We start from the raw sequence: 19,321 nt of genomic DNA on the forward strand, positions 1-19,321 counted from the left end.
GCGGCAGACTTGACGTGGCGCATAGCGCCGGGTGGCGCGCATTATCCCGGTGCGACGGGTGTGTAGCAAATGCTGGTTACATTTTGCGCAACGAAATGTACCGAGTGGTTCGCAAGAAAACTGTCACTTGGCCATTATCCAGATCGTGAGCGGCTTGTCTGTCAGCAATCTCGGCGATCAATGGCAGTCATTGCGCCAACTGTCTGCGGATATTTGCACCTGACTTTGTAGTCCGTGTCCGTGAAGGTAGCGAAGCGAGGTCGAGCGCATCTACACTCGGTCATTCTTTGATACACGGAGGTTTGGTCATGCGGCGCGTGGTGTTCAATCAGAAAGGTGGGGTAGGCAAGTCCAGCATTGCCTGCAATCTGGCGGCGGTCAGCGCCAGCGAGGGTTATCGCACGCTGTTGGTGGACCTCGATGCCCAGGCCAACTCCACTCAATATCTGACCGGGCTGACCGGTGACGACATCCCGATGGGCATTGCCGACTTCTTCAAGCAGACCCTGTCCTCGGGGCCGTTCTCAAAGAAGAATCAGGCGGATATCTACGAAACGCCGTTCGACAACCTGCACATCATCACCGCGACGGCCGAGCTGGCCGACTTGCAGCCCAAGCTTGAGGCCAAGCACAAGATCAACAAGCTGCGTAAGTTGCTCGATGAGCTGTCCGAGGATTACGACCGGATTTACCTCGATACCCCGCCAGCGCTGAATTTTTATGCAGTATCGGCGTTGATTGCTGCGGATCGCGTGTTGATCCCCTTCGATTGCGACAGCTTCTCGCGCCAAGCCTTGTATGGGCTGATTGCTGAAATCGAAGAGCTGAAGGATGACCACAACGAAGGTCTGGAAGTCGAAGGCATCGTGGTCAACCAGTTCCAGGCCCGGGCGAGCCTGCCACAGCAGATCCTTGACGAGTTGATTGCTGAAGGTTTGCCGGTATTGCCGGTGTATCTGAGCAGTTCTGTGCGCATGCGCGAATCGCACCAGGCCAGCATGCCGCTGATCCACCTCGACCCACGACACAAGCTGACCCAGCAGTTCGTCGAACTGCATAATCTGCTCGAAGATCACTGATTTCCCGGGTTGCACCCAACCTACCGGTGGGAGCGAGCCTGCTCGCGAAGAGGCCAGTACATTCAACATCTGTGTTGACTGACCGGACGCCTTCGCGAGCAGGCTCGCTCCCACAATTGGATTTGTGTGGTGTCAGATCCCCTGGCTACGCAGCCACGCCATCAACTGCGGCAACGGAAACGCGCCGCTCTGCCGTGCCACCTCTTTCCCGTTCTTGAACAGAATCAGACTCGGAATCGAGCGAATCCCCAACTGCGCCTACAACTGCTGATTCGCCTCACTATCGAGCTTGGCCAGCCGGCACTTACCCGCCAACTGCGCAGCTGCCTGCTCGAACACCGGCGCAAACGACTTGCACGGCCCGCACCAGTCCGCCCAGACATCCACCAGCAACGGCAGATCACCCTTGATCTGACTGGCGTAATCGCCTTGCTTGAGTTCGAACGGTTTGTTCAGCAGCACTGCGGATTTGCAACGACCGCATTTGGGCTGGTCAGCAAGGCGCTCGGCGGGAATGCGATTGAGGCCGTTGCAGGAGGGGCAGGGAATGAGTAGTGGGTCGGTCATGAGCGTGGTCCGGTGAAGAGCTGATACCCCTTAGTTGGAGACGTTTGCTCATATTTTCAATCGTGCAGGGTTCGGCGGTGATTCTAGGCTGAAGCACGCCGAGCAGGTCCGTTGGTCTGCTTGGAAGTATCGCAACTTGCGATAATCCTGATCTGTGATTAACTCCCCATAGCAAAATGCGATAAGGATGTTGCATGCATGTCATCACTGCAAAACGGATACGAGAAGCGAAAGATAAATGGCCGAAAGCGGCCACCGCACTGGATCACTGGCTTGAAGTGGCAAAAGGAAGCAAACCGTTGGACTTTGCCGCCATGAAGGCGCTGTTCCCGGCTATCGATAAAGTGGGTGAATTTCATGTGTTCGATATTGGCGGTAATAAACTGAGGTTGATCGCCTACGTCAGATACCGACCACAAAAGTTGTATATCAAATATGTGCTGGATCATCGCGAATATGATCGCGATAAATGGAAGGAGTCGAAGGCATGAGTGTTCTGATCAAAAAAGCCGCCGAGCACTGGGAGTTCGTCTCGCCGTTGCTGCGCAAACCGAAAAACGAAAGTGATTACGACGGACTGGTTCAAGCACTCGACGAGTTACTCGAAATGACCGGCGATGACGAATCCCATCCTTTAATGAGCCTGGTGGATATCATCGGTGACTGGATTGAGGAGTGGGATCACACTCATCACCCAATGCCCAAGCCGCTTGGTTACGAAGTGCTGGGATATCTGATGCGCGAACATGGTTTGACCCAGAGCGATTTGCCCGGTGTCGGCCCTCAGTCAGTGGTTTCGGAAATTTTGAGCGGCAAGCGCCAGCTTAACTTACGGCAGGTCCGTTGGCTGGCCGATCACTTCAAGCTGCCAGTAGATGTATTCATCTGAAGGCCGTGGCAGGGCTATCCAGGGCCATTGCAGTTGCACTCTGCTAGCATGTCGCGCGGCTTTTTCAGCCGCGCTTTCATCTAAAGGGAATTAACTGTCATGAGCACCACCCAAGAGGCCGCAGCGCCTACCGATTCCACGCCTTACAAAGACGCAAGCATGAGTTGCGGGTATTGCAGCTACACGCTCAAGCCGACGTATCACCAGGTCTTCGAGCTGGTTCGGTTGCAGCCCATCAACTGTTATCAGTGCAGTTCGGATCTGTTGCTCGAAGAGGCCGACCGTCAGGTGCTGGACAAAAAACTGCAGACAGCCACCCGTATCGGCAAGCTGGCGTTGCTGATTCTGGGGCCGTACTTCCTGATCAGCATGCTTGCAACACTCTATTTCATGTTCTTCGCTGAGCCGCCGTTTTCCGGGTTCACGGGCGTGCTGTTTGGCGGCGGGTTAGTGATCGGATTCCTCCTCAAGAGCGCCGCCACGGACAGCGAAGAGCGCGATTTCGTGCTGTTCAAACAGGGCGAGCGTCCAGCTGCAGAGGCGCAGGCTGCATAACTCAGCGGTGCCGCGGTCTCGCGAGCGCTATTGTGCTTCGAGGCCGAAGATGCGCTGCTTCCACGCAGCGCTGGCATCGACCAGCGAGTAACTGTCGTTGCAGCTCAATACGATGCCGACGTTCTTGCAGAACACCACGTCGACAATGTTCTGATCGCGGGTGAAATCAGTCAGTTGATCCACCGCCATGAACACCTCGACGTTTTGAATCGCGTAATGCACTTCCCCGCCCCATTGCGAACCATATCCGGAAATTTTCAACGGGCCGCTTAACCGATAGACCGCCGCGGCTTTGCCCTGCGCGGCCTCCAGTTCCCTGAACGGCAGAATGGTCGTCCCCACCAGATGAATAAAGCCGATTGCCCGACTGTCCATGAATGCCAGTGCGGCTCTTTCTGCATCGCTCAGTTCGCGAAGGGGTTGCGCCTTGGCGACAAACCGGCGAGTCGACCAGGACAGGGCCGCGAGTTTCCAGAGAACCATCACCGCGGGGCCGGTGAGCAGCGCCACGATGACGAAAACCGCGATCATTTCGAACTCTGGCTGGGCCATCAGGAGGCGCTCACGCCGTTCGACAAGGGCCGGCGCTCCCACAGACGCCTGGCCAGATTGACGCCGTAGGCGACGCACAGTCCGCCGCTGACATATTCCACCCACGCCTGCGCGTTGCTGCGATCAACGTCGGGGTAGCACAAGTGCGCCACCAGCCAGGAAATCCCGAACAGTCCCATCATCACCGCGTTGCCGAGCCAGGCTTCGTGCTCCTGATGGCGCCAGTCGGCATAGGCATCGGGCAGGCCCTCGATCTTGAGCAGCCAGTCATACCAGCCTCTCTGGGCATCGACGTCGATATGAGCAATAACGGTCTGGCCTTCCTTGATGTGATTTTCAATCTGCAGCCGGATCGGTGGCTCGACGGACACACGTTTTTTACCGATGGTCATTCCCTCCTCAGGAACCCAGCGATAAACGCCTTGAACCCGGTTGACCACGCTGCGCGGCTGATGCTTTTCCAGCGCCATGGGCAGGAAACCTGCCAGGGTTACGAAGAAGAAAGGGACAAACCATTCCTTGGCGGTCAGCCACTCGAAGGCCATCGCCCAGAACAGCAACACGCTTGCCACAACCGCACAGGCCCCCCAAAAGCGCCGCAGACAGGGCGTGTGCCCGTACATTTCATACGCGAGGCGTCGACGCTCTTTCTTGCGGGCAGGGCGTTGCCCGAGGATCAGTGTTTCTTCGTCGTCGATACATGGGCCGGGAATACCGAACTTCCACTGAGCATCAGCCCGTTCGTCGGTCTCGACACGCTGGGCGAACGCCTCGATGTGGTAGCCGTCATTCAGGCGGATCACATAAGCGCGTTTTTTGCCGCAGATGATTTCGGCCTCGTTGTTGCCTTCCTTGTTCAGAAACGGCAGGGCCAGTGCGGGCAGCAATACCGGGATTTCAGCGATGCGGTCCATGCCGGACCAGTCTTTCATGGTGCCGGTTTTTCTATAGGCGCCGCTGATCAGGTGAACATCGCGCTCGAAGGTTTCCTTGGGGTAATAGAGGGCGAGCAGCCGGTGCTCTTCGATCGTCGCGCACCGCGCAGGTTCGTCGCGGCGCAGTGCGTTGAGTCTGAACTGGCACGCCCAGATGCCGCCGACGTAGATAAGCATTGAAAGCGTTTGAAACAGCGTGATGCCAACGGAAAGATAGCCGAGCACTGCAACGTCCTTGTCCTGTAATGCCGCGTTGTCCCGTACACGGCGGTGTTCTATGAAGCCAGAATGCCCGGCAGTGTCACATCGCTCGGCTCACGACGAGCAACTGATCTCCAGATGCTTGCCCCATTCCGGCGGCCGCTCGGCGTAGCTTTCCATCCCCGGCTGCGCCTCGAAAGGTTTGCTCAGCACCGCGTGCAGGCGCCGAACCTCGGAGTAGTCACCTTGTTCAGCCGCGTCGATAGCTTTTTGCGCCAGATAATTGCGCAGGATATACAGCGGATTGACCGCATGCATTCGCGTACGACGTTGCACTTGATCAGGCGCGCCATCGCGGGCGACTCGGGCGACGTAGCGTTCGCCCCAGGTATCGAAGCCTTTGATGTCGACGAAGTCATCACGTAGGCGGGCGACGGCCTGTTCGGCCGACTCTTCACCGAGACGGCGGAAGAACAGCGTGTAGTCGACGCCGCTGTTCTGCATCAGTTGCAGCAGATCCTCCAACAGCTTCTGGTCGTCGTCTTCAGCGGTGGTGAAGCCGAAGCGGCGGCGCATCAGGTCGAGGTAATGGGCCTGAAACAATGGCAAATACAAGCCGAGAGTTTCGCGCAGGGCTTCGACGCTGATGAACGGCGTCAGTGCCTGAGCCAGTGCACTGAGGTTCCACTGGCCCACCGGCACCTGATTGCTGAACGAGTAACGACCCTGATCATCGGAGTGGTTGCAGATGAAGTTGGCGTCGAAGTCGTCGAGGAAGGCGAACGGGCCAAAGTCGAAGGTGATGCCGAGGATCGACATGTTGTCGGTGTTCATCACGCCGTGACAGAAGCCGTAGGCCTGCCATTTGGCGATCAGTTCGGCGTTGCGCTCGACGATCTCGCGGAACATCGCCAGGTACGGTTCCGGCTGCTCCAGACATTCCGGGAAATGCATCGCCAGCACGTGGTCACCGAGTTCTTTCTGCTGCTCGGGGCGTTTGGTGTAGTAGAAATATTCAAAGTGGCCAAAACGGATGTGGCTCGGCGCCAGACGCAGCACCATCGCTGCGCGCTCCTGCTTTTCGCGCCAGACCGGGGTGTCGGAACCGATCACGCAGGCTGCGCGCGAGGACGGAATGTTCAGCGCGTAAAGCGCTTCGGAAGCAAGGAATTCGCGGATCGACGAACGCAGCACGGCGCGACCGTCACCCATGCGCGAAAACGGCGTTTGCCCGGCGCCTTTGAGGTGCAAGTCCCAATGCTCGCCGGCCGCGTTGTAGACCTCGCCCAGCAGCAAGCCGCGACCATCACCCAATTGCGGCGTGTAGCCGCCGAACTGATGCCCGGAATAAACCATCGCTCGCGGCTCGGCATCGGCCCACAGTTTGTGGCCGCCAAACAGTTCGGCAAATTCTTGGGTTTCAGCGGTGGCCGGGTCGAGATCCAGCAAGGCCAGGGCCGCCGGGCTGGCGACGACCAGACGCGGGTTGTCGATCGGCTCGGGCAGCACGTGGGCTGAGAACGCGTCGCCCAGGCGGGCGAAGCGATTGTCGAAGGTCAGTTCGTCGAGGGCTTTCAAGGGCCGGCTCCAGCAGAATGTCCGAGCATTCTGCTGGGATTAGACCGGTTAGTCGAGTTTGGCCGGCGGCGGCTCTTGCAGCGGTTTCTGATTGTCGGCAACCGGCACGATGGTTTTGGTTTCCGGCTCGATCGGCACCATCTTGTATTCCTGGCCGTGAAGGTTCTTCAGATAAACCTCCATCTGGCGGAACGAGATGTTGATGTGCTGCTTCTTGAACTCGCGATTGATGAAGCGGTTGACCTCATCGAGCACCGGGTTACGGTCGCCAAGATCGCGCACGTGCATGCGCAATTCGTGGTCGAGGGTGCTTTCGCCGAAGTTGAGGAAGTACACGTGCGGTTCAGGCTCTTTGAGCACGCGCGGGTTTTCCCGGGCAGCCTTGAGCAGCAGTTCCTTGACCAGATCGAGATCGGAGCCGTAATCGACGCCGAGCTTCAGCGTGACGCGGGTGATGGTGTCGGTCAGCGACCAGTTGATCAGTTGCCCGGTAATGAACGTTTTGTTCGGGACAATGATGTCCTTGCGGTCGAAGTCGGTGATGGTCGTGGCGCGGATGCGGATCTTGCTCACCGTGCCCGACAGGTTGCCGATGGTGATGGTGTCACCGATCCGTACCGGACGTTCGAAGAGGATCATGATGCCGGAGATGAAGTTGGCAAAGATCTCCTGCATACCGAAACCGAGGCCGACCGACAGCGCCGCCACCAGCCATTGCAACTTGTCCCAACTCACCCCGAGGGTCGACAGGGTCGAAACGAAACCGACACCGGCGATCACGTACGACAGCAGCGTCGTGGTTGCGTAGGCACTGCCCTGGGCCAAGTTCAGCTTGGACAACACGAACACTTCGAGCAGGCCGGGCAAGTTGCGCGCGAGGGCGAAGGTAATGCCGATGATGATCAGCGCGCCAAGCATGTCGCCGATGCTGATCGGCACCATGCTCATGTTGGCGCCGGTGCCGCTGGTGTATTCGTACAGGGTGATGTTGTCGAGGTACGAGAACACCGAAATCAGGTCCGACCAGACCCAGTACAACGCCGCGATGAAGCCGCCGAGCAGGGCCAGACGGATCAGGCGCAGGGACTGTTCGTTGACCTTTTCGATATCCAGCGTCGGCTCTTCGATCACGGCTTCGCCGTCGCCAGCCTCTTTCGCCGCCTGACGTTTGGCCAGGGCGCGCTGGTAAGCCAGACGCCGTGCGGCAACGCTCAGACCACGGACGAAGGTGGCTTCGATCACCAGCCAGAACATCAGCAGATAGAGGGTGTTGATCAATCGGTCGCTGAGTTTCAGCGCGGTGTAGTAATAGCCGAAGCACACCGCCACGAACAAGGCGATCGGCAGCAGGGTGAACATCACGCCGACGGCTTTGCGGAACAGCGAGGCGTTTTCGTGGGCCGGGCTGCTGATCAGCAAGCGGCTGAGCAGCCATGCCATCAACGCGTAGCAGGTCAGCACCACCGGCATGCCGAGTACATCGTCGGCGAGCGCCGCCGGTTGCAATTCGGCGACCGCCACCACAGCCACCAGCGCCATGACCACCAGCCCGAGCCGGCGTACCCAGCCTTGAAGGAATTCGACCTGGGGTTTTTCCCAGCGGAAGTGCAATTCGGCGACACCGCCGGGCGCGAGGATTCGATAGGCGGTGTAGAACACCAGCCATGCCTGCCCCATCTGCAGGAGCGCTGCGCCCATGTTGGCGTTCTGACCGCGCGCGTCGATCTGCAAGGCCAGCCCGCACAAGGCGAGGCCCAGCGCCACCGGCATCGCCAGCAGAATATTGATCAGAATGGCCTGTGGTGTGTGCCACTGGCTGTCGCGTTTGAAATGGCCGATGTCCTGGTGAACTTTGTTCAGGCGACCGTAGAGACTTTTGCGGCGCCACAGCAGCGCGCCGATCAGCAATGCCAGAGGCAGAAACAGCAAGGGGCGCTGGGTCAGGCCGTCGGTCAGTTCACTCAGGCTCGAGGCCCACGGCAGTGTGTCAACCTGACGTTTCAGCCGCTCCGGCACGCCGCGCATCCATTCCAGATCGAGCGGCTTGTTGCTAGGGATCCAGAACATTTGCTCATCGAGGGTCGCACGCAGGCTCTGCGCGGTGCTCAGCAGTTGTTTCTGGTTGAGTTGCAGGGTGATCGATTCGTTGAGCATTGAGCTCAATTCGCGGTTCAGACGCTCCAGCAGATCGACGCGGGTGTTCGCCAGATCCAGCAGGCTTTTGCGCAATTGCGGGGTGACTTGTTCCGGGGGCTGAGTGGCCAGCAGGCTGTCGACATAGGACGCCGGATTGCTCAACAGTTCACGCTGCTGGCTGACATCGAACTGATACAGGCGAATGTCGGCGATCTGGTCCGCCAGATCACGGTCGACCTTGAGTCGTGGCAGGGCTTGCTTCTGTTTGTAGAGAATCTTCGACAGCAGCAGGCTGCCCTTGAGCACATTGATTTGCTCATCGAGGGCCGCATCGCTCTGGGTCAGGGAGTCGAGTTGCTGCTTGGTTTGCAGGTTCTGCTGGGTGACTTCGTTGAGGCGGTCGGTGCTTTTGAGCAGATAGTCCGAGAGTTTGAGGTTGGCTGCGCTTTCAGTGGCGAGCAAGCTGCTGCTGCCGGCCTTTTGCGCCTCGATCGATTGCTGGGTGACGGTTTCCTGCGACTGCGCCAGACGCTTCTGATTGATCAGTGTCTGCAGTTCCTGAATCTCGCGGTCGAGACGGTCGGACTTCTCCGAAAGCAGGTCATGCTGGGCGTTGCCCAGATCCTGCAACTGACTGTTGCCGGCCAGCTCCTGACGGCGCAAAGGGATCAGCGCGTTCAGTGCTGCCAGCTCCGCGTTCAGCTGATCACGTTGCTCGTTGCTGACAGTCTTGCCAGCATCCTTGCCGGACTTGAGGATGTTGTTGATCTGCTGGATGCGCGTCTGGCTGGCGGAAATTTCTGCCTGAGCACGTTCGGGACGCGTCTGGGCAGTGATGATCAGGCTGTTGGCGTCGGCCAGCGCTTTTTGCAGATCGCTTTGCTGGGTCGAGCGATCCGTCAGGATCTGTTCCAGCTGCGGGATCGACTCCTTGGGAAAACGCTGCGCCACCGGCACTATCGCCGTGGCCTTGAGGCGCGTCAGTTCGCGGGTGTTTTCGATCGTCTGCTTGGGCGCCGTGGCCAGTTGCTGTTTCAGGTCGATCAGCTTCTGCGCGTAATCACGCTGATTGTTCAGCTGAGTCAGCGTGCTCTGCAAGGTGGTTTGCAGAGCCTTTTTATCGGCATCCGGCAGTTTGCTGTCGGCCAGTTTGTCGAGGCTGGCCTGCACGGCGTCGCTGGACGGTGGTTCGGCGGCGTACAGCGGGCCGACAGTAAGACTCAGGCCCAGCAGGGCCGCGGCGAAAAAGGAGCGCAGGGTAGGCATAGAGACCGGTCAAGCAAGTGAGAGTGGACGCAGTTTAGAGGAAGAGCCCGGGGCCCGGGCGACTTCCTTCGGGGAATCTGACGCCCACTTTGCCGATCTTGTTCCCGTCCATGACCGCAACCGTCCAGTGGGTGTTGTTCCACTCCACCTGGTCACCGACGATGGGAGCACCACCGACTTTCTGGGCGATGAAGGCGCCCAGGGTCATGTCCGGATCAATGCCTTCGGCTGGCAAGCCATAGAGCGCTGCAACCGCTTTAAGCTGGGCGTCTCCTTCGAGCACGAAGTCGCCGAAGAAACGCAGATCGAGGCCGCGTTGCGGCGCCTGGCTGAACAGTTTTCCGAGGGCGCCAAGGTTGTGTTCATGGCCGATAACACACAGCAAATCATCGACTTCCAGCACCGTACTACCCGACGGATGGAGCAGTTGCTGGCCACGAAACAGTGCCGCGATGCGCGTGCCTTCGGGCATTTTCAGCTCACGCAGGGGCGAACCGATGCACCATTTCTCCGCGCCGAGCTTGTAAACGAACAGCTCCCACTCGCTGGTGACATGGACTTCCAGCGCCGCCCGGGAAATCGGTGCAGGCTCCGGCGGTACCGTCACTTTCAGCAGCTTGGCGACCCACGGCAGGCTCGTGCCCTGCACCAGCAGCGACACCAGCACGATGAAGAAGGCGAGGTTGAAGTACAGCTGCGCATTCGGCAGGCCGGCCATCAGCGGGAACACCGCGAGAATGATCGGTACCGCGCCACGCAGGCCGACCCAGGAAATAAAGGCTTTTTCGCGGCCATGGAAGGCTTTGAACGGCAGCAGGCCGACCATCACCGACAGCGGTCGCGCGAACAGAATCATCCACAGCGCCAGACCGAGGGCGGGCAGGGCGATTGGCAGCAAGTCGTGCGGCGTCACCAGCAGGCCGAGCACAAGGAACATGCCGATCTGCGCCAGCCAGGCCATGCCGTCGAGCATATGCAGAATGCCGTGGCGGCTGCGCACCGGACGGTTGCCGATGACCAGCCCGCACAGATAAACCGCGAGGAAGCCGCTGCCGTGCAGGGCGTTGGTCAGGGCGAATACCACCAGACCGCCGGCGATCACCAGAATCGGATACAGGCCGGCGGCCAGATTGATCCGATTGACCAGTTGCAGCATCAGCCAACCGCCACCGAGGCCGATCACGCCGCCGATGCCGAATTCGCGGATCAGGTGGGTCAGCAGGCTCCAGTGCAGGCCGGTCTGGCCGCTGGCGAGCATGTCGATCAGAGTGACAGTGAGAAACACCGCCATCGGGTCGTTGCTGCCGGATTCGATTTCCAGGCTGGCGGTCACCCGTTCGTTCAGACCTTTGCCGCCGAGCAACGAGAACACTGCTGCGGCGTCGGTTGAGCCAACGATGGCGCCGATCAACAGGCCTTGGATCAGATTGAGGTCGAACAGCCAGGCGGCGGCCATGCCGGTCAGACCGGTGGTGATCAACACCCCGACCGTGGCCAGCGACAGCGCTGGCCATAACGCCACACGGAAACTCGACACCCGCGTGCGCAAGCCGCCGTCGAGGAGAATCACCGCCAATGCGAGGTTGCCGACCAGATAGGCCGTCGGGTAGTTATCGAAAATAATGCCGCCGCCATCGACCCCGGCGGCCATGCCGACTGCGAGGATGATGACCAGAATCGGGATGCCGAGACGGGAAGAAAGTGAGCTGACGAGAATGCTTGCGCCTACCAGCAACGCGCCGATCAAGAACAGGCTGTTGATGGTCGTCGCATTCAAAGGCAGTACTCCAGAAGCGTAAAGACGGGCACAAACTGACCATGCAGTCTGCGTGCCAGCGATTCTAACCTGTTGAAATGTGATGCTGTCAAAAAGCTTTTTCAGCGGGGCATCAGGTTTTGTGTTCGGCGGGCGATTGCTGCCCTCACCCTAGCCCTCTCCCGGAGGGAGAGGGGACCGACCGCGGTGTTTGTTCAAGTTACACCGACCTGAAATATCGCGCCGAACTCAAGTTTTGAAAAACACGAAGATCTGCTTCCTTTCCCCCTCTCCCGGAGGGAGAGGGACTGATCGAAGTGTTTGTGCGAGGTGCACCGACCTGAAACCTCGAGTCGAACTCAGGGTTTGAAAAACACCAAGATCTGCTCCCTTTCCCCCTCTCCCTCTGGGAGAGGGCTGGGGTGAGGGTGCTTTTGATCTTGATCTACCGAATTACAGACTGAACCGCCCAACCATGTTGTTCAGGTCCAGCGCCAACCGCGAAAGTTCATTACTCGCCGCACTCGTCTGATTCGCGCCCGTCGCCGATTGCACCGACAAATCACGAATATTCACCAGATTGCGATCCACTTCCCGCGCCACCTGCGCCTGCTCTTCGGCGGCGCTGGCGATCACCAGGTTGCGCTCGTTGATCTCGACGATGGCAGTGTTGATGGTATCCAGCGACATGCCGGCGCCACGGGCAATGTTCAGGGTCGACTCGGCACGCTCGGTGCTGTTGCGCATCGAGTCCACCGCGTGCTCCGTGCCGCTTTGAATGCTGCCGATCATCCGCTCGATTTCGCTGGTCGACTGCTGGGTGCGATGCGCCAAGGCACGTACTTCGTCTGCCACTACGGCAAAACCGCGGCCCGCTTCACCGGCACGCGCCGCTTCAATCGCTGCGTTCAGGGCCAGCAGGTTTGTCTGATCCGCCAGGCCACGAATCACATCCAGCACTTTGCCGATGTCACGGGACTCGTTGGCCAGATCGCCGATCAGGCTGGCCGTGCTCTGCACATCGGCGCTCATGCGTTCGATGGCGCTGACGGTTTCCTGCACCAGATCACGACCGTCGCCGGCCGAGGTGGTGGCGTTTTTCGAGGCTTCCGAAGTGCTCACGGCGTTGCGCGCGACTTCTTCCACGGCGCTGGTCATTTCATTGACCGCCGTGGCCGCTTGTTCGATTTCGTTGTTCTGCTGAGTCAGGCCGCGCGCACTTTCGTCGGTGACGCTGTTCAGTTCTTCCGCCGCCGAAGCCAGCTGAGTGGCCGAGCCGGAAATGCGCTGCAGGGTGTCACGCAGTTTCGATTGCATCTTGGCCATGGCTGCCAGCAGGCGGCCGGCTTCGTCTTCACCGTCAACGTGGATCGGTTGAGTCAGGTTGCCTTCGGCGATGGTTTCCGCAGCTTCCAATGCTTTGGAGATCGGCTTGGTGATGCTGACGGTCAGCAGCCAGGCGAAGAGAAATGTCAGGCCAGTGGCGATCACCAACAGTGTGACCACAAGGTTGAAAGACATCGAAAACTGATCGCTCGCGCCTTTATCCGTCTCGGCGATTTGCTGAGTGTTGATCTCGAGCAAACGCGCCAGAGCGGTGTTCACCGCTTCCGAGTTGCTCAGCAAGTCCGAGTTGAGCATCTGCCGCAGTTCATCGATCTGATTATTGCGCGACAGGGTTTTCATCCGGTCTTCAAGTTGGCGGTACTGCGCGAGCAACTGCACGTATTGATCATAAGCCGCACGTTCTTGCGGGCCGTCGATCAACGGCTCGTAGGCGCGCTGGGCGTCGGCGATCTGCTTGTTGCGCAGCTCGAACAGTTCGACAGTCTTTTGTTGAACGTCCGGTTCACGGTTGATCAGCAACCGATACGACAAAACACGCAAGCGCAGAGTCAGTTGGGTGAATTCGTCGAGGGCCTTGATGGAAGGCACGCTGGCCGTGGCGATGTCTTCGCCTGCTGCGCGGATTTTGCTCATCTGGTTCAGGGCGAACACACCGAGAATCAGCATCAGGCCGCCGATCAGGGCGAAGCCGGTAAACGCCCGTGGGGCGATATTCATATTGCGAAGGGACATGGGGCGGATACCAAGAGAGGGCCGCGTCCATGCGGGCTGAGACTGCTGTATGGATGACTTATCGGTCATACGACTAAAGTCTTGAGGCGGTGTGCGTATTTGTCGCAGAAGGGCTTGGGCGACGAAGTGCAGGAACCAGATCGGCAGATCACAGTCTTTAAAACTCGCAGGAACGGTCCGCCACCAGGAAAATCAAGGCCTTGCGCCGGTTTAACCCTGGCATCCGTGGTGACTTTTCTTTATCGTACGCGCCCTTTGAAAAACGCTTGGAAGATCAAAATGTTGGAAGCATCCCTCAGCCAATTGGAACAGCTCGTCAGCGACCTGGTGCAACAGAACCAGAGCCTTGCGCAAACCAACCAGACCCTGTCCACGGAACTGGCTCAGGCCAAGGATGAAAACGAAAGCCTGCAACTGAACCTGATGGAGCAGGAAGAAAAGCACGGCGCCACCGCGGCCCGCATTCAGGCACTGGTTGATCGCGTCAACGCAGGTCCTGTCAGCGCATGAACCACCACACAGCAGGGGTAAAAGTCGTCTCCATTCTCGGGGAGGACTATTCGATCAAGGCACCGGCCGGGGAAGAACAGACCCTGCTGGACGCGGCCATGATGCTCAAGGCAGCGCTGGATGACACCAAGCGCAAATACCCGACACTGATCGGTGACCGCTTGCTGGTGCTGGCGGCGATGAATCTGTGCTCGCAGCAGATTGAAATGAAGAAGCAACACCAGGAAGAACTCGACCGTTACCAAGAGCAAGTCAGCGCCACGGTCGACACCATCGCCAAGACCATCAATCAGGGTTGATGGAGGTGCGCACAACCAAAGAATAGATTGTCGAACGGGTTGTATACAATCGGCACGGCTGTTGCATTGTTTCGGCCACTTATTCTTTGGGGGTGCTCCATGCAGTTGTGGCGACGCAGTATTCAATGGCAGCTGATTCTCAGCATGGGCACCGCCCTGCTGGTCAGTATTCTGATCGTGGTTGGCATTTATACCCTGGTGGTCAACCGCCTCGCCCAGAGCTATCTGGTCGAACAAGCCCTGCCGTCGAGCATCGAAGCGACGCGCAACGATATCGAGCGGATCCTCGTGCAGCCGCTGACGGCGGCCAAAGACATTGCCAGCAATACGATGGTCCGCGACTGGCTTGCCTCGGGTGAGGACGCCAGTAAAACTGCTGGCTTCGCGCAGTATCTGGAAGGCATCCGCGCCGAACATAAAGCGTTTACCGCTTTGATCATCGGCACCGAATCCAATCACTACATCACCGAAAAAGGTCTGGATCGCACCCTCAGTCGCACCAAACCGGCTGACGCGTGGTTCTATTCCTTCCTCGACAGCAATCAGCCGCGCACCCTCAATATCGACAACGACGGGGCGACCGGAGAGTTGGCGCTGTTCATTGATTTGAAGGTCGAGCAGGCCGGCAAAGTGGTCGGTGTGGCCGGGCTAGGTTTGAGCATGAAAGAGCTGTCGGAGCTGATCCACAACTTCAGCTTTGGCGAGCGCGGCAAGGTCTATCTCGTGCGTTCCGATGGTTTGATCCAAGTACATCCCGAGGCGCAATTCAGTGGCAAGCGCACCTTGAGCGAGCAGATCGGCGCCAATGCGGCGCAGGCCGTCATGGGTCAAAAAAACGCTGTCAGCAGCAGCTTCGAAAGAGAGGGTGAAGACTTCCTCGCTTTCAGCCTGCCGCTGCGCGATCTCGGCTGGACCTTGGTGGCCGAAGTGCCGCAATCGCAGATCTACGCCGAGGCGCGTAAAGCCATGTGGATGAGCGGCGGCATTGGTCTGGCGGTGGCGCTGGTGTGCCTCGCTCTGGTGGTGTGGCTGGCGCAAGGTCTGGTGCGGCCGATTCGCCAAGTAACAGCCGCGCTGGTAGCAATCGGTAGCGGTGGTGGAGATTTGACCCACCGGTTAGATTCCAGCCGTGCTGATGAGTTGGGCGACCTTGCTCGGGGCTTCAACCGTTTCCTCGATAGCCAGCGCGGCATGATCGGCGAAGTGCTGACCACCAGCGAGCGTCTGCGCACTGCTGTGGGGCAAGTGGCGAAAGTCGTCGAGAACACCGCTGAACGTTCCGGCCGTCAGCAGGAAATGACCGACATGGTAGCGACTGCCGTTCACGAGATGGGCCTGACCGTGCAGGAAATCGCGCAGAACGCCGGTAACGCGGCACTGGCCTCGCAAACCGCGCGTGATGAAGCGATGCAGGCGCGGGAAGTGGTCGGTGGCTCGATTCGGCATATTGAAAGCATGTCCGATGAGATTGGCGTAGCGGCGGGTGCGGTCGGCGAGCTGGCACATCAAGTGGCCTCGATCGACTCTGTATTAGCAGTGATTCGTGGTGTGTCCGAGCAGACCAACCTGCTGGCACTCAATGCCGCCATCGAGGCCGCGCGGGCCGGGGACATGGGGCGCGGCTTTGCGGTTGTTGCCGATGAAGTGCGTACCCTGGCACGACGCACGCAGGCATCCACAGACGAAATTCAACAGATGATCGGCAGCCTCAAGCAGGGTGCGGAAAACGCCGTGTCGTCGATGCGTACCGGGCAGGCGGCGACGGGCACCGGGGTTGAGTCGAGCCAGCGTACCGGAGCGTCGTTGACGGCGATTACCGGGCAGGTCGAGCGCATCAGTGACATGAACCATCAGGTGGCGACGGCGACAGAGGAGCAGTCGGCGGTGACTGAAGAGATCAACCGTAATGTGCAGGGGATTTCTGATCTGGCGCGGGCGACGGCGGGGGAGGTTCGGGCCTGTCGTGAGGATTGTCAGATGTTGCAGAAGCTGGCGGATGATCTGGCGCGGCAGATGGGTGGGTTCCGATTGAATTGATAGCCTTTGTTTTTTCAGTTCGACGCGCCGGCTGAGGCGCGTCGGGCAAATTACTGCGCAGCTTTTATCAGGCGGAGTTCTCTACCGTAAAAGTCGATCTCGCCCAAGTTAAACAAGTAATAAACCTGTTTCTCCTTGACCAACCACTCTCCTGACTCATCAACGTAGAGATCGTCTGACGCCAATGTTCTGAACATGTCGTCGTTGTTGAAAGCCTTGGAGTTGGTATAGGTCTTATACGGGGTCACAATTTCATTGCTGTAAAGATTGTTGGCTAACTTTGTGTAGGTTTTTTTGCTGATGCGCTCTTGGCTGCCCTCATCTTTCACGTTGTCATTGACTCTGGCCGCCATGAAAAACTGATATTCGCTGAGCATGACATAGGGGTCGATTAACGATTCTGGCGTGTCATTAAGAAGTGGAGTGCCGTACACCGTAGCATTCCATTGATTGTCTTGCATGTGGGTGAAATCCTTGAAGGTGACACGATGTGTGGATAAATAGTGATCGCCCACAGAAGTCACTTCAAACATTGCCGTTGCAGTAGTTGTAGTACCAAGTTCGTTATCGCCTGGAGCCATTACGATACTGATCAGGGTTTGTTCATCCGACAATCGTTGATGATTTTTGCTGATGACGGTGGATACGGTTGAATCCTTATTCGTCCAGATCGTACCGTTGCGCAGGGACGTGGCTGAGGTGGAGGCGAGAATGCAGTAGTCCTCGGTCACAAGCCCCGGAAGCTTGATGGATCGTTCTTCGAATGTTTTGCTGCTCATGATCTCTGACTCGCTCGGAGTGGAAGGTGTACAACAAATCCATACTTGCCGGGCAAACTGCATGTCAGGCGAGAACAGCCTATCGCCAGCTCCTGATTTGCACACCTGTAAAACCTGACAGGTGCGCAAATGCGTTAAGTGTGAGTGGATAACTCAACGGCTTGATCAGAACCACTCGTCCTGCATCGCCAGACACGTATCATCCCGTGCCTCCAGCAACGCCAGTTCATGATGGCACCCCGGCACTTCCCACGTCAGAAAATACCGCGCCGCCTGTAACTTGCCCTTATAGAAGTCAGCATCCGCCGCATTACCCTTCGCCAGTCCTTCTTCAGCACGAATCGCCTGCTCCAGCCAGCGCCAGCCAATCACTGTGTGCCCGAACACCTTCAGGTACAGCGCTGAGTTCGCCAGACTGCTATTGACCTTGCCCTGCGCCAGATCGGTCAATAAACCAATGGTCACCGTTTGCAAGCGCGCCACCAGTTTCTCTAAAGGCTCACGCAGTGCGGTCAGCGATTCATAAGCCGTTGCGCGTTCAGCGGTGTTGGCGATCAGGCGAATCAGTTGTTTCAGCCCGGCACCACCGTTTTGCGCCAGTTTGCGCCCGAGCAAGTCCAGCGACTGAATGCCGTGGGTGCCTTCGTGGATCGGGTTCAAGCGGTTGTCACGGTAATACTGCTCCACCGGATACTCACGGGTGTAACCGTGACCGCCGAGAATCTGGATCGCCAGTTCGTTGGCCTTTAGGCAGAACTCCGATGGCCAGGATTTGACGATCGGCGTCAGCAGATCCAGCAACTCATGTGCCTGTTTGCGCTCGGCTTCGGTTTCCAGAGTCGTGGTGTCATCAAACAGCCGAGCAGCATATAAGCCGAGATCAAACGCACCTTCGACGTAGGACTTCTGCGTCAGCAGCATGCGTCGTACATCGGCGTGTTGAATGATCGCCACTGGAGCGGTGGTCGGGTCCTTGCTGTCCGGCACTCGGCCTTGCGGCCGCTCGCGGGCGTACTCCAGCGAATACAGGTAACCGGCATAACCGAGCATCACTGCGCCCATGCCGACACCGATCCGCGCCTCGTTCATCATCTGGAACATGTAGCTCAAACCGCGATGCGGCTCGCCCACCAGATAGCCGACGCACTCACCGTTATCGCCGAAGTTCAGCGCAGTGGAGGTGGTGCCGCGCCAGCCCATCTTGTGGAACAGTCCGGCCAGCAGCACGTCATTGCGCGGGCCGAGACTGCCGTCATCGTTAACCAGAAACTTCGGTACGATAAACAGCGAAATGCCTTTAACGCCCGCAGGAGCATCCGGCAGTTTGGCCAGAACCATGTGCACGATGTTTTCCGAGAGCGGGTGATCGCCGCCGGAAATGAAAATCTTGTTGCCCTTCAGGCGATAAGTACCGTCGGACGCCGGCTCGGCGCGCGTACGAATATCCGATAGCGACGAACCGGCGTGCGGCTCGGTCAGGGCCATGGTGCCGAAGAAGCGTCCGTCGATCATGGGCTGCAGGAAACGCTGTTTCTGCTCGTCCGTGCCAAAGCTTTCAATCAGATTCGCCGCGCCCATGGTCAGGAACGGGTACGAAGTCGAGGCGGCGTTGGCAGACTGGAAATGCGCGAAGCAGGCTTGGGACAAGAGTGTAGGAAGTTGCATGCCGCCAGCGTCGAAACTTCTCGCGGCGTTGAGGAATCCGGCTTCAAGGAAGGCATCCACCGCCGGTTTCACTTCGGGAATCAGAATCGCCTTGCCGTCCTCGTAGCGCGGCTCGTTCTCGTCGCCCTTGCGGTTGTGCGGCGCGAAGTACTTCTCGGCGATGTTGCGTGCGGTGCCGATGGCGGCGTCGAAGGTCTCGCGGTTGTGCTCGGCAAAGCGTTCACGCCGGGTCAGGCCCTCGGCATCAAGGACTTCATACAGCTCGAAAGCCAGATTGCGGGAACTGAGCAGCGTCTCGGACATGGCGGCCTACCTGGAATTGGGGTTGGGCCGAGTCTAAGGCGGGGGAATGGAAGCTGGATAGGATGATTGATCGCGGTGATGTTAGAGCCGAGTAACTACTTAACAAACACCCCAAAACACTGTGGGAGCGAGCTT

The 19,321-nt window shown here is 58.5% G+C and carries 15 protein-coding genes and 3 pseudogenes; 8 read left to right on the forward strand and 10 right to left on the reverse strand.

The window, feature by feature from the left end:
• Positions 1-308: 308 nt before the first annotated feature.
• Positions 309-1,079 (forward strand): ParA family protein, encoded by a 771-nt coding sequence (locus ACZZ0G_RS14065; protein ID WP_016772022.1) that lies wholly within the window; start codon positions 309-311, stop codon positions 1,077-1,079.
• A gap of 132 nt (positions 1,080-1,211) precedes the next feature.
• On the opposite strand, the pseudogene trxC reads toward ACZZ0G_RS14065, so the two are convergent.
• Positions 1,212-1,646, reverse strand: a pseudogene (gene trxC, locus ACZZ0G_RS14070) (thioredoxin TrxC).
• Positions 1,647-1,840: 194 nt separating this feature from the next.
• Here trxC and ACZZ0G_RS14075 point away from each other — a divergent pair.
• The 3 genes from ACZZ0G_RS14075 (at position 1,841) to ACZZ0G_RS14085 (ending at position 3,090) form a co-directional block, all read left to right on the forward strand.
• Positions 1,841-2,137 carry a type II toxin-antitoxin system HigB family toxin gene (locus ACZZ0G_RS14075; RefSeq protein ID WP_463556524.1) on the forward strand — a complete coding sequence of 99 codons (297 nt, stop codon included), beginning with the start codon at positions 1,841-1,843 and terminating at the stop codon, positions 2,135-2,137.
• On the forward strand, positions 2,134-2,535 hold the full coding sequence (locus ACZZ0G_RS14080; protein ID WP_463556525.1) for a helix-turn-helix domain-containing protein: 402 nt from the start codon (positions 2,134-2,136) through the stop codon (positions 2,533-2,535). Before ACZZ0G_RS14075 ends, ACZZ0G_RS14080 begins: the two co-directional genes overlap by 4 nt.
• Positions 2,536-2,634: 99 nt before the next feature.
• The gene (locus ACZZ0G_RS14085) at positions 2,635-3,090 is read left to right on the forward strand and encodes a hypothetical protein (RefSeq protein WP_463556526.1); all 456 of its coding nucleotides are present in this window, start codon (positions 2,635-2,637) and stop codon (positions 3,088-3,090) included.
• 27 nt (positions 3,091-3,117) lie between these two features.
• Here ACZZ0G_RS14085 and ACZZ0G_RS14090 read toward each other — a convergent pair whose 3' ends face one another.
• From ACZZ0G_RS14090 to ACZZ0G_RS14120, 7 genes and pseudogenes are all read right to left on the reverse strand, one after another.
• Positions 3,118-3,642, reverse strand: a complete 525-nt coding sequence (locus ACZZ0G_RS14090; RefSeq protein ID WP_463556527.1) for a hypothetical protein — start codon at positions 3,640-3,642, stop codon at positions 3,118-3,120.
• Positions 3,642-4,802, reverse strand: coding sequence for a hypothetical protein (locus ACZZ0G_RS14095; protein WP_463556528.1), 1,161 nt, complete (start codon positions 4,800-4,802; stop codon positions 3,642-3,644). Before ACZZ0G_RS14095 ends, ACZZ0G_RS14090 begins: the two co-directional genes overlap by 1 nt.
• A gap of 90 nt (positions 4,803-4,892) precedes the next feature.
• Positions 4,893-6,356: a protein adenylyltransferase SelO gene (gene selO, locus ACZZ0G_RS14100; RefSeq protein ID WP_463556529.1), complete on the reverse strand. Its 1,464-nt coding sequence runs from the start codon at positions 6,354-6,356 to the stop codon at positions 4,893-4,895.
• A gap of 48 nt (positions 6,357-6,404) precedes the next feature.
• A complete protein-coding gene (mscK, locus tag ACZZ0G_RS14105; protein WP_463556530.1) occupies positions 6,405-9,758 on the reverse strand; it encodes a mechanosensitive channel MscK in 3,354 nt (1,117 codons plus the stop codon).
• Positions 9,759-9,792: 34 nt separating this feature from the next.
• Positions 9,793-11,535 carry a potassium/proton antiporter gene (locus ACZZ0G_RS14110; RefSeq protein ID WP_016983888.1) on the reverse strand — a complete coding sequence of 581 codons (1,743 nt, stop codon included), beginning with the start codon at positions 11,533-11,535 and terminating at the stop codon, positions 9,793-9,795.
• Positions 11,536-11,967: 432 nt separating this feature from the next.
• Complete coding sequence (locus ACZZ0G_RS14115) at positions 11,968-12,840, reverse strand: methyl-accepting chemotaxis protein (RefSeq protein ID WP_371042268.1); 873 nt, start codon at positions 12,838-12,840, stop codon at positions 11,968-11,970.
• A gap of 30 nt (positions 12,841-12,870) precedes the next feature.
• A pseudogene (locus tag ACZZ0G_RS14120) lies at positions 12,871-13,662 on the reverse strand (MCP four helix bundle domain-containing protein); the annotation flags it as partial.
• 210 nt (positions 13,663-13,872) lie between these two features.
• On the opposite strand from ACZZ0G_RS14120, the gene ACZZ0G_RS14125 reads away from it, so the two are divergent.
• The 4 genes and pseudogenes from ACZZ0G_RS14125 (at position 13,873) to ACZZ0G_RS14140 (ending at position 16,439) form a co-directional block, all read left to right on the forward strand.
• Positions 13,873-14,103: a hypothetical protein gene (locus ACZZ0G_RS14125; protein WP_016987570.1), complete on the forward strand. Its 231-nt coding sequence runs from the start codon at positions 13,873-13,875 to the stop codon at positions 14,101-14,103.
• On the forward strand, positions 14,100-14,402 hold the full coding sequence (locus ACZZ0G_RS14130; RefSeq protein ID WP_016987569.1) for a cell division protein ZapA: 303 nt from the start codon (positions 14,100-14,102) through the stop codon (positions 14,400-14,402). Before ACZZ0G_RS14125 ends, ACZZ0G_RS14130 begins: the two co-directional genes overlap by 4 nt.
• Before the next feature lie 144 nt (positions 14,403-14,546).
• A pseudogene (locus tag ACZZ0G_RS14135) lies at positions 14,547-15,572 on the forward strand (cache domain-containing protein); the annotation flags it as partial.
• A gap of 135 nt (positions 15,573-15,707) precedes the next feature.
• Positions 15,708-16,439 (forward strand): methyl-accepting chemotaxis protein, encoded by a 732-nt coding sequence (locus ACZZ0G_RS14140; RefSeq protein WP_463558858.1) that lies wholly within the window; start codon positions 15,708-15,710, stop codon positions 16,437-16,439.
• Positions 16,440-16,489: 50 nt separating this feature from the next.
• On the opposite strand, the gene ACZZ0G_RS14145 is transcribed toward ACZZ0G_RS14140, so the two are convergent.
• Positions 16,490-17,218, reverse strand: coding sequence for a hypothetical protein (locus ACZZ0G_RS14145; protein ID WP_463556531.1), 729 nt, complete (start codon positions 17,216-17,218; stop codon positions 16,490-16,492).
• 165 nt (positions 17,219-17,383) lie between these two features.
• Entirely contained in the window at positions 17,384-19,186 is a 1,803-nt protein-coding gene (locus ACZZ0G_RS14150) for an acyl-CoA dehydrogenase (RefSeq protein WP_463556532.1), read from the reverse strand.
• Positions 19,187-19,321 lie beyond the last annotated feature (135 nt).

The organism is Pseudomonas sp. AC169 (assembly GCF_979258515.1).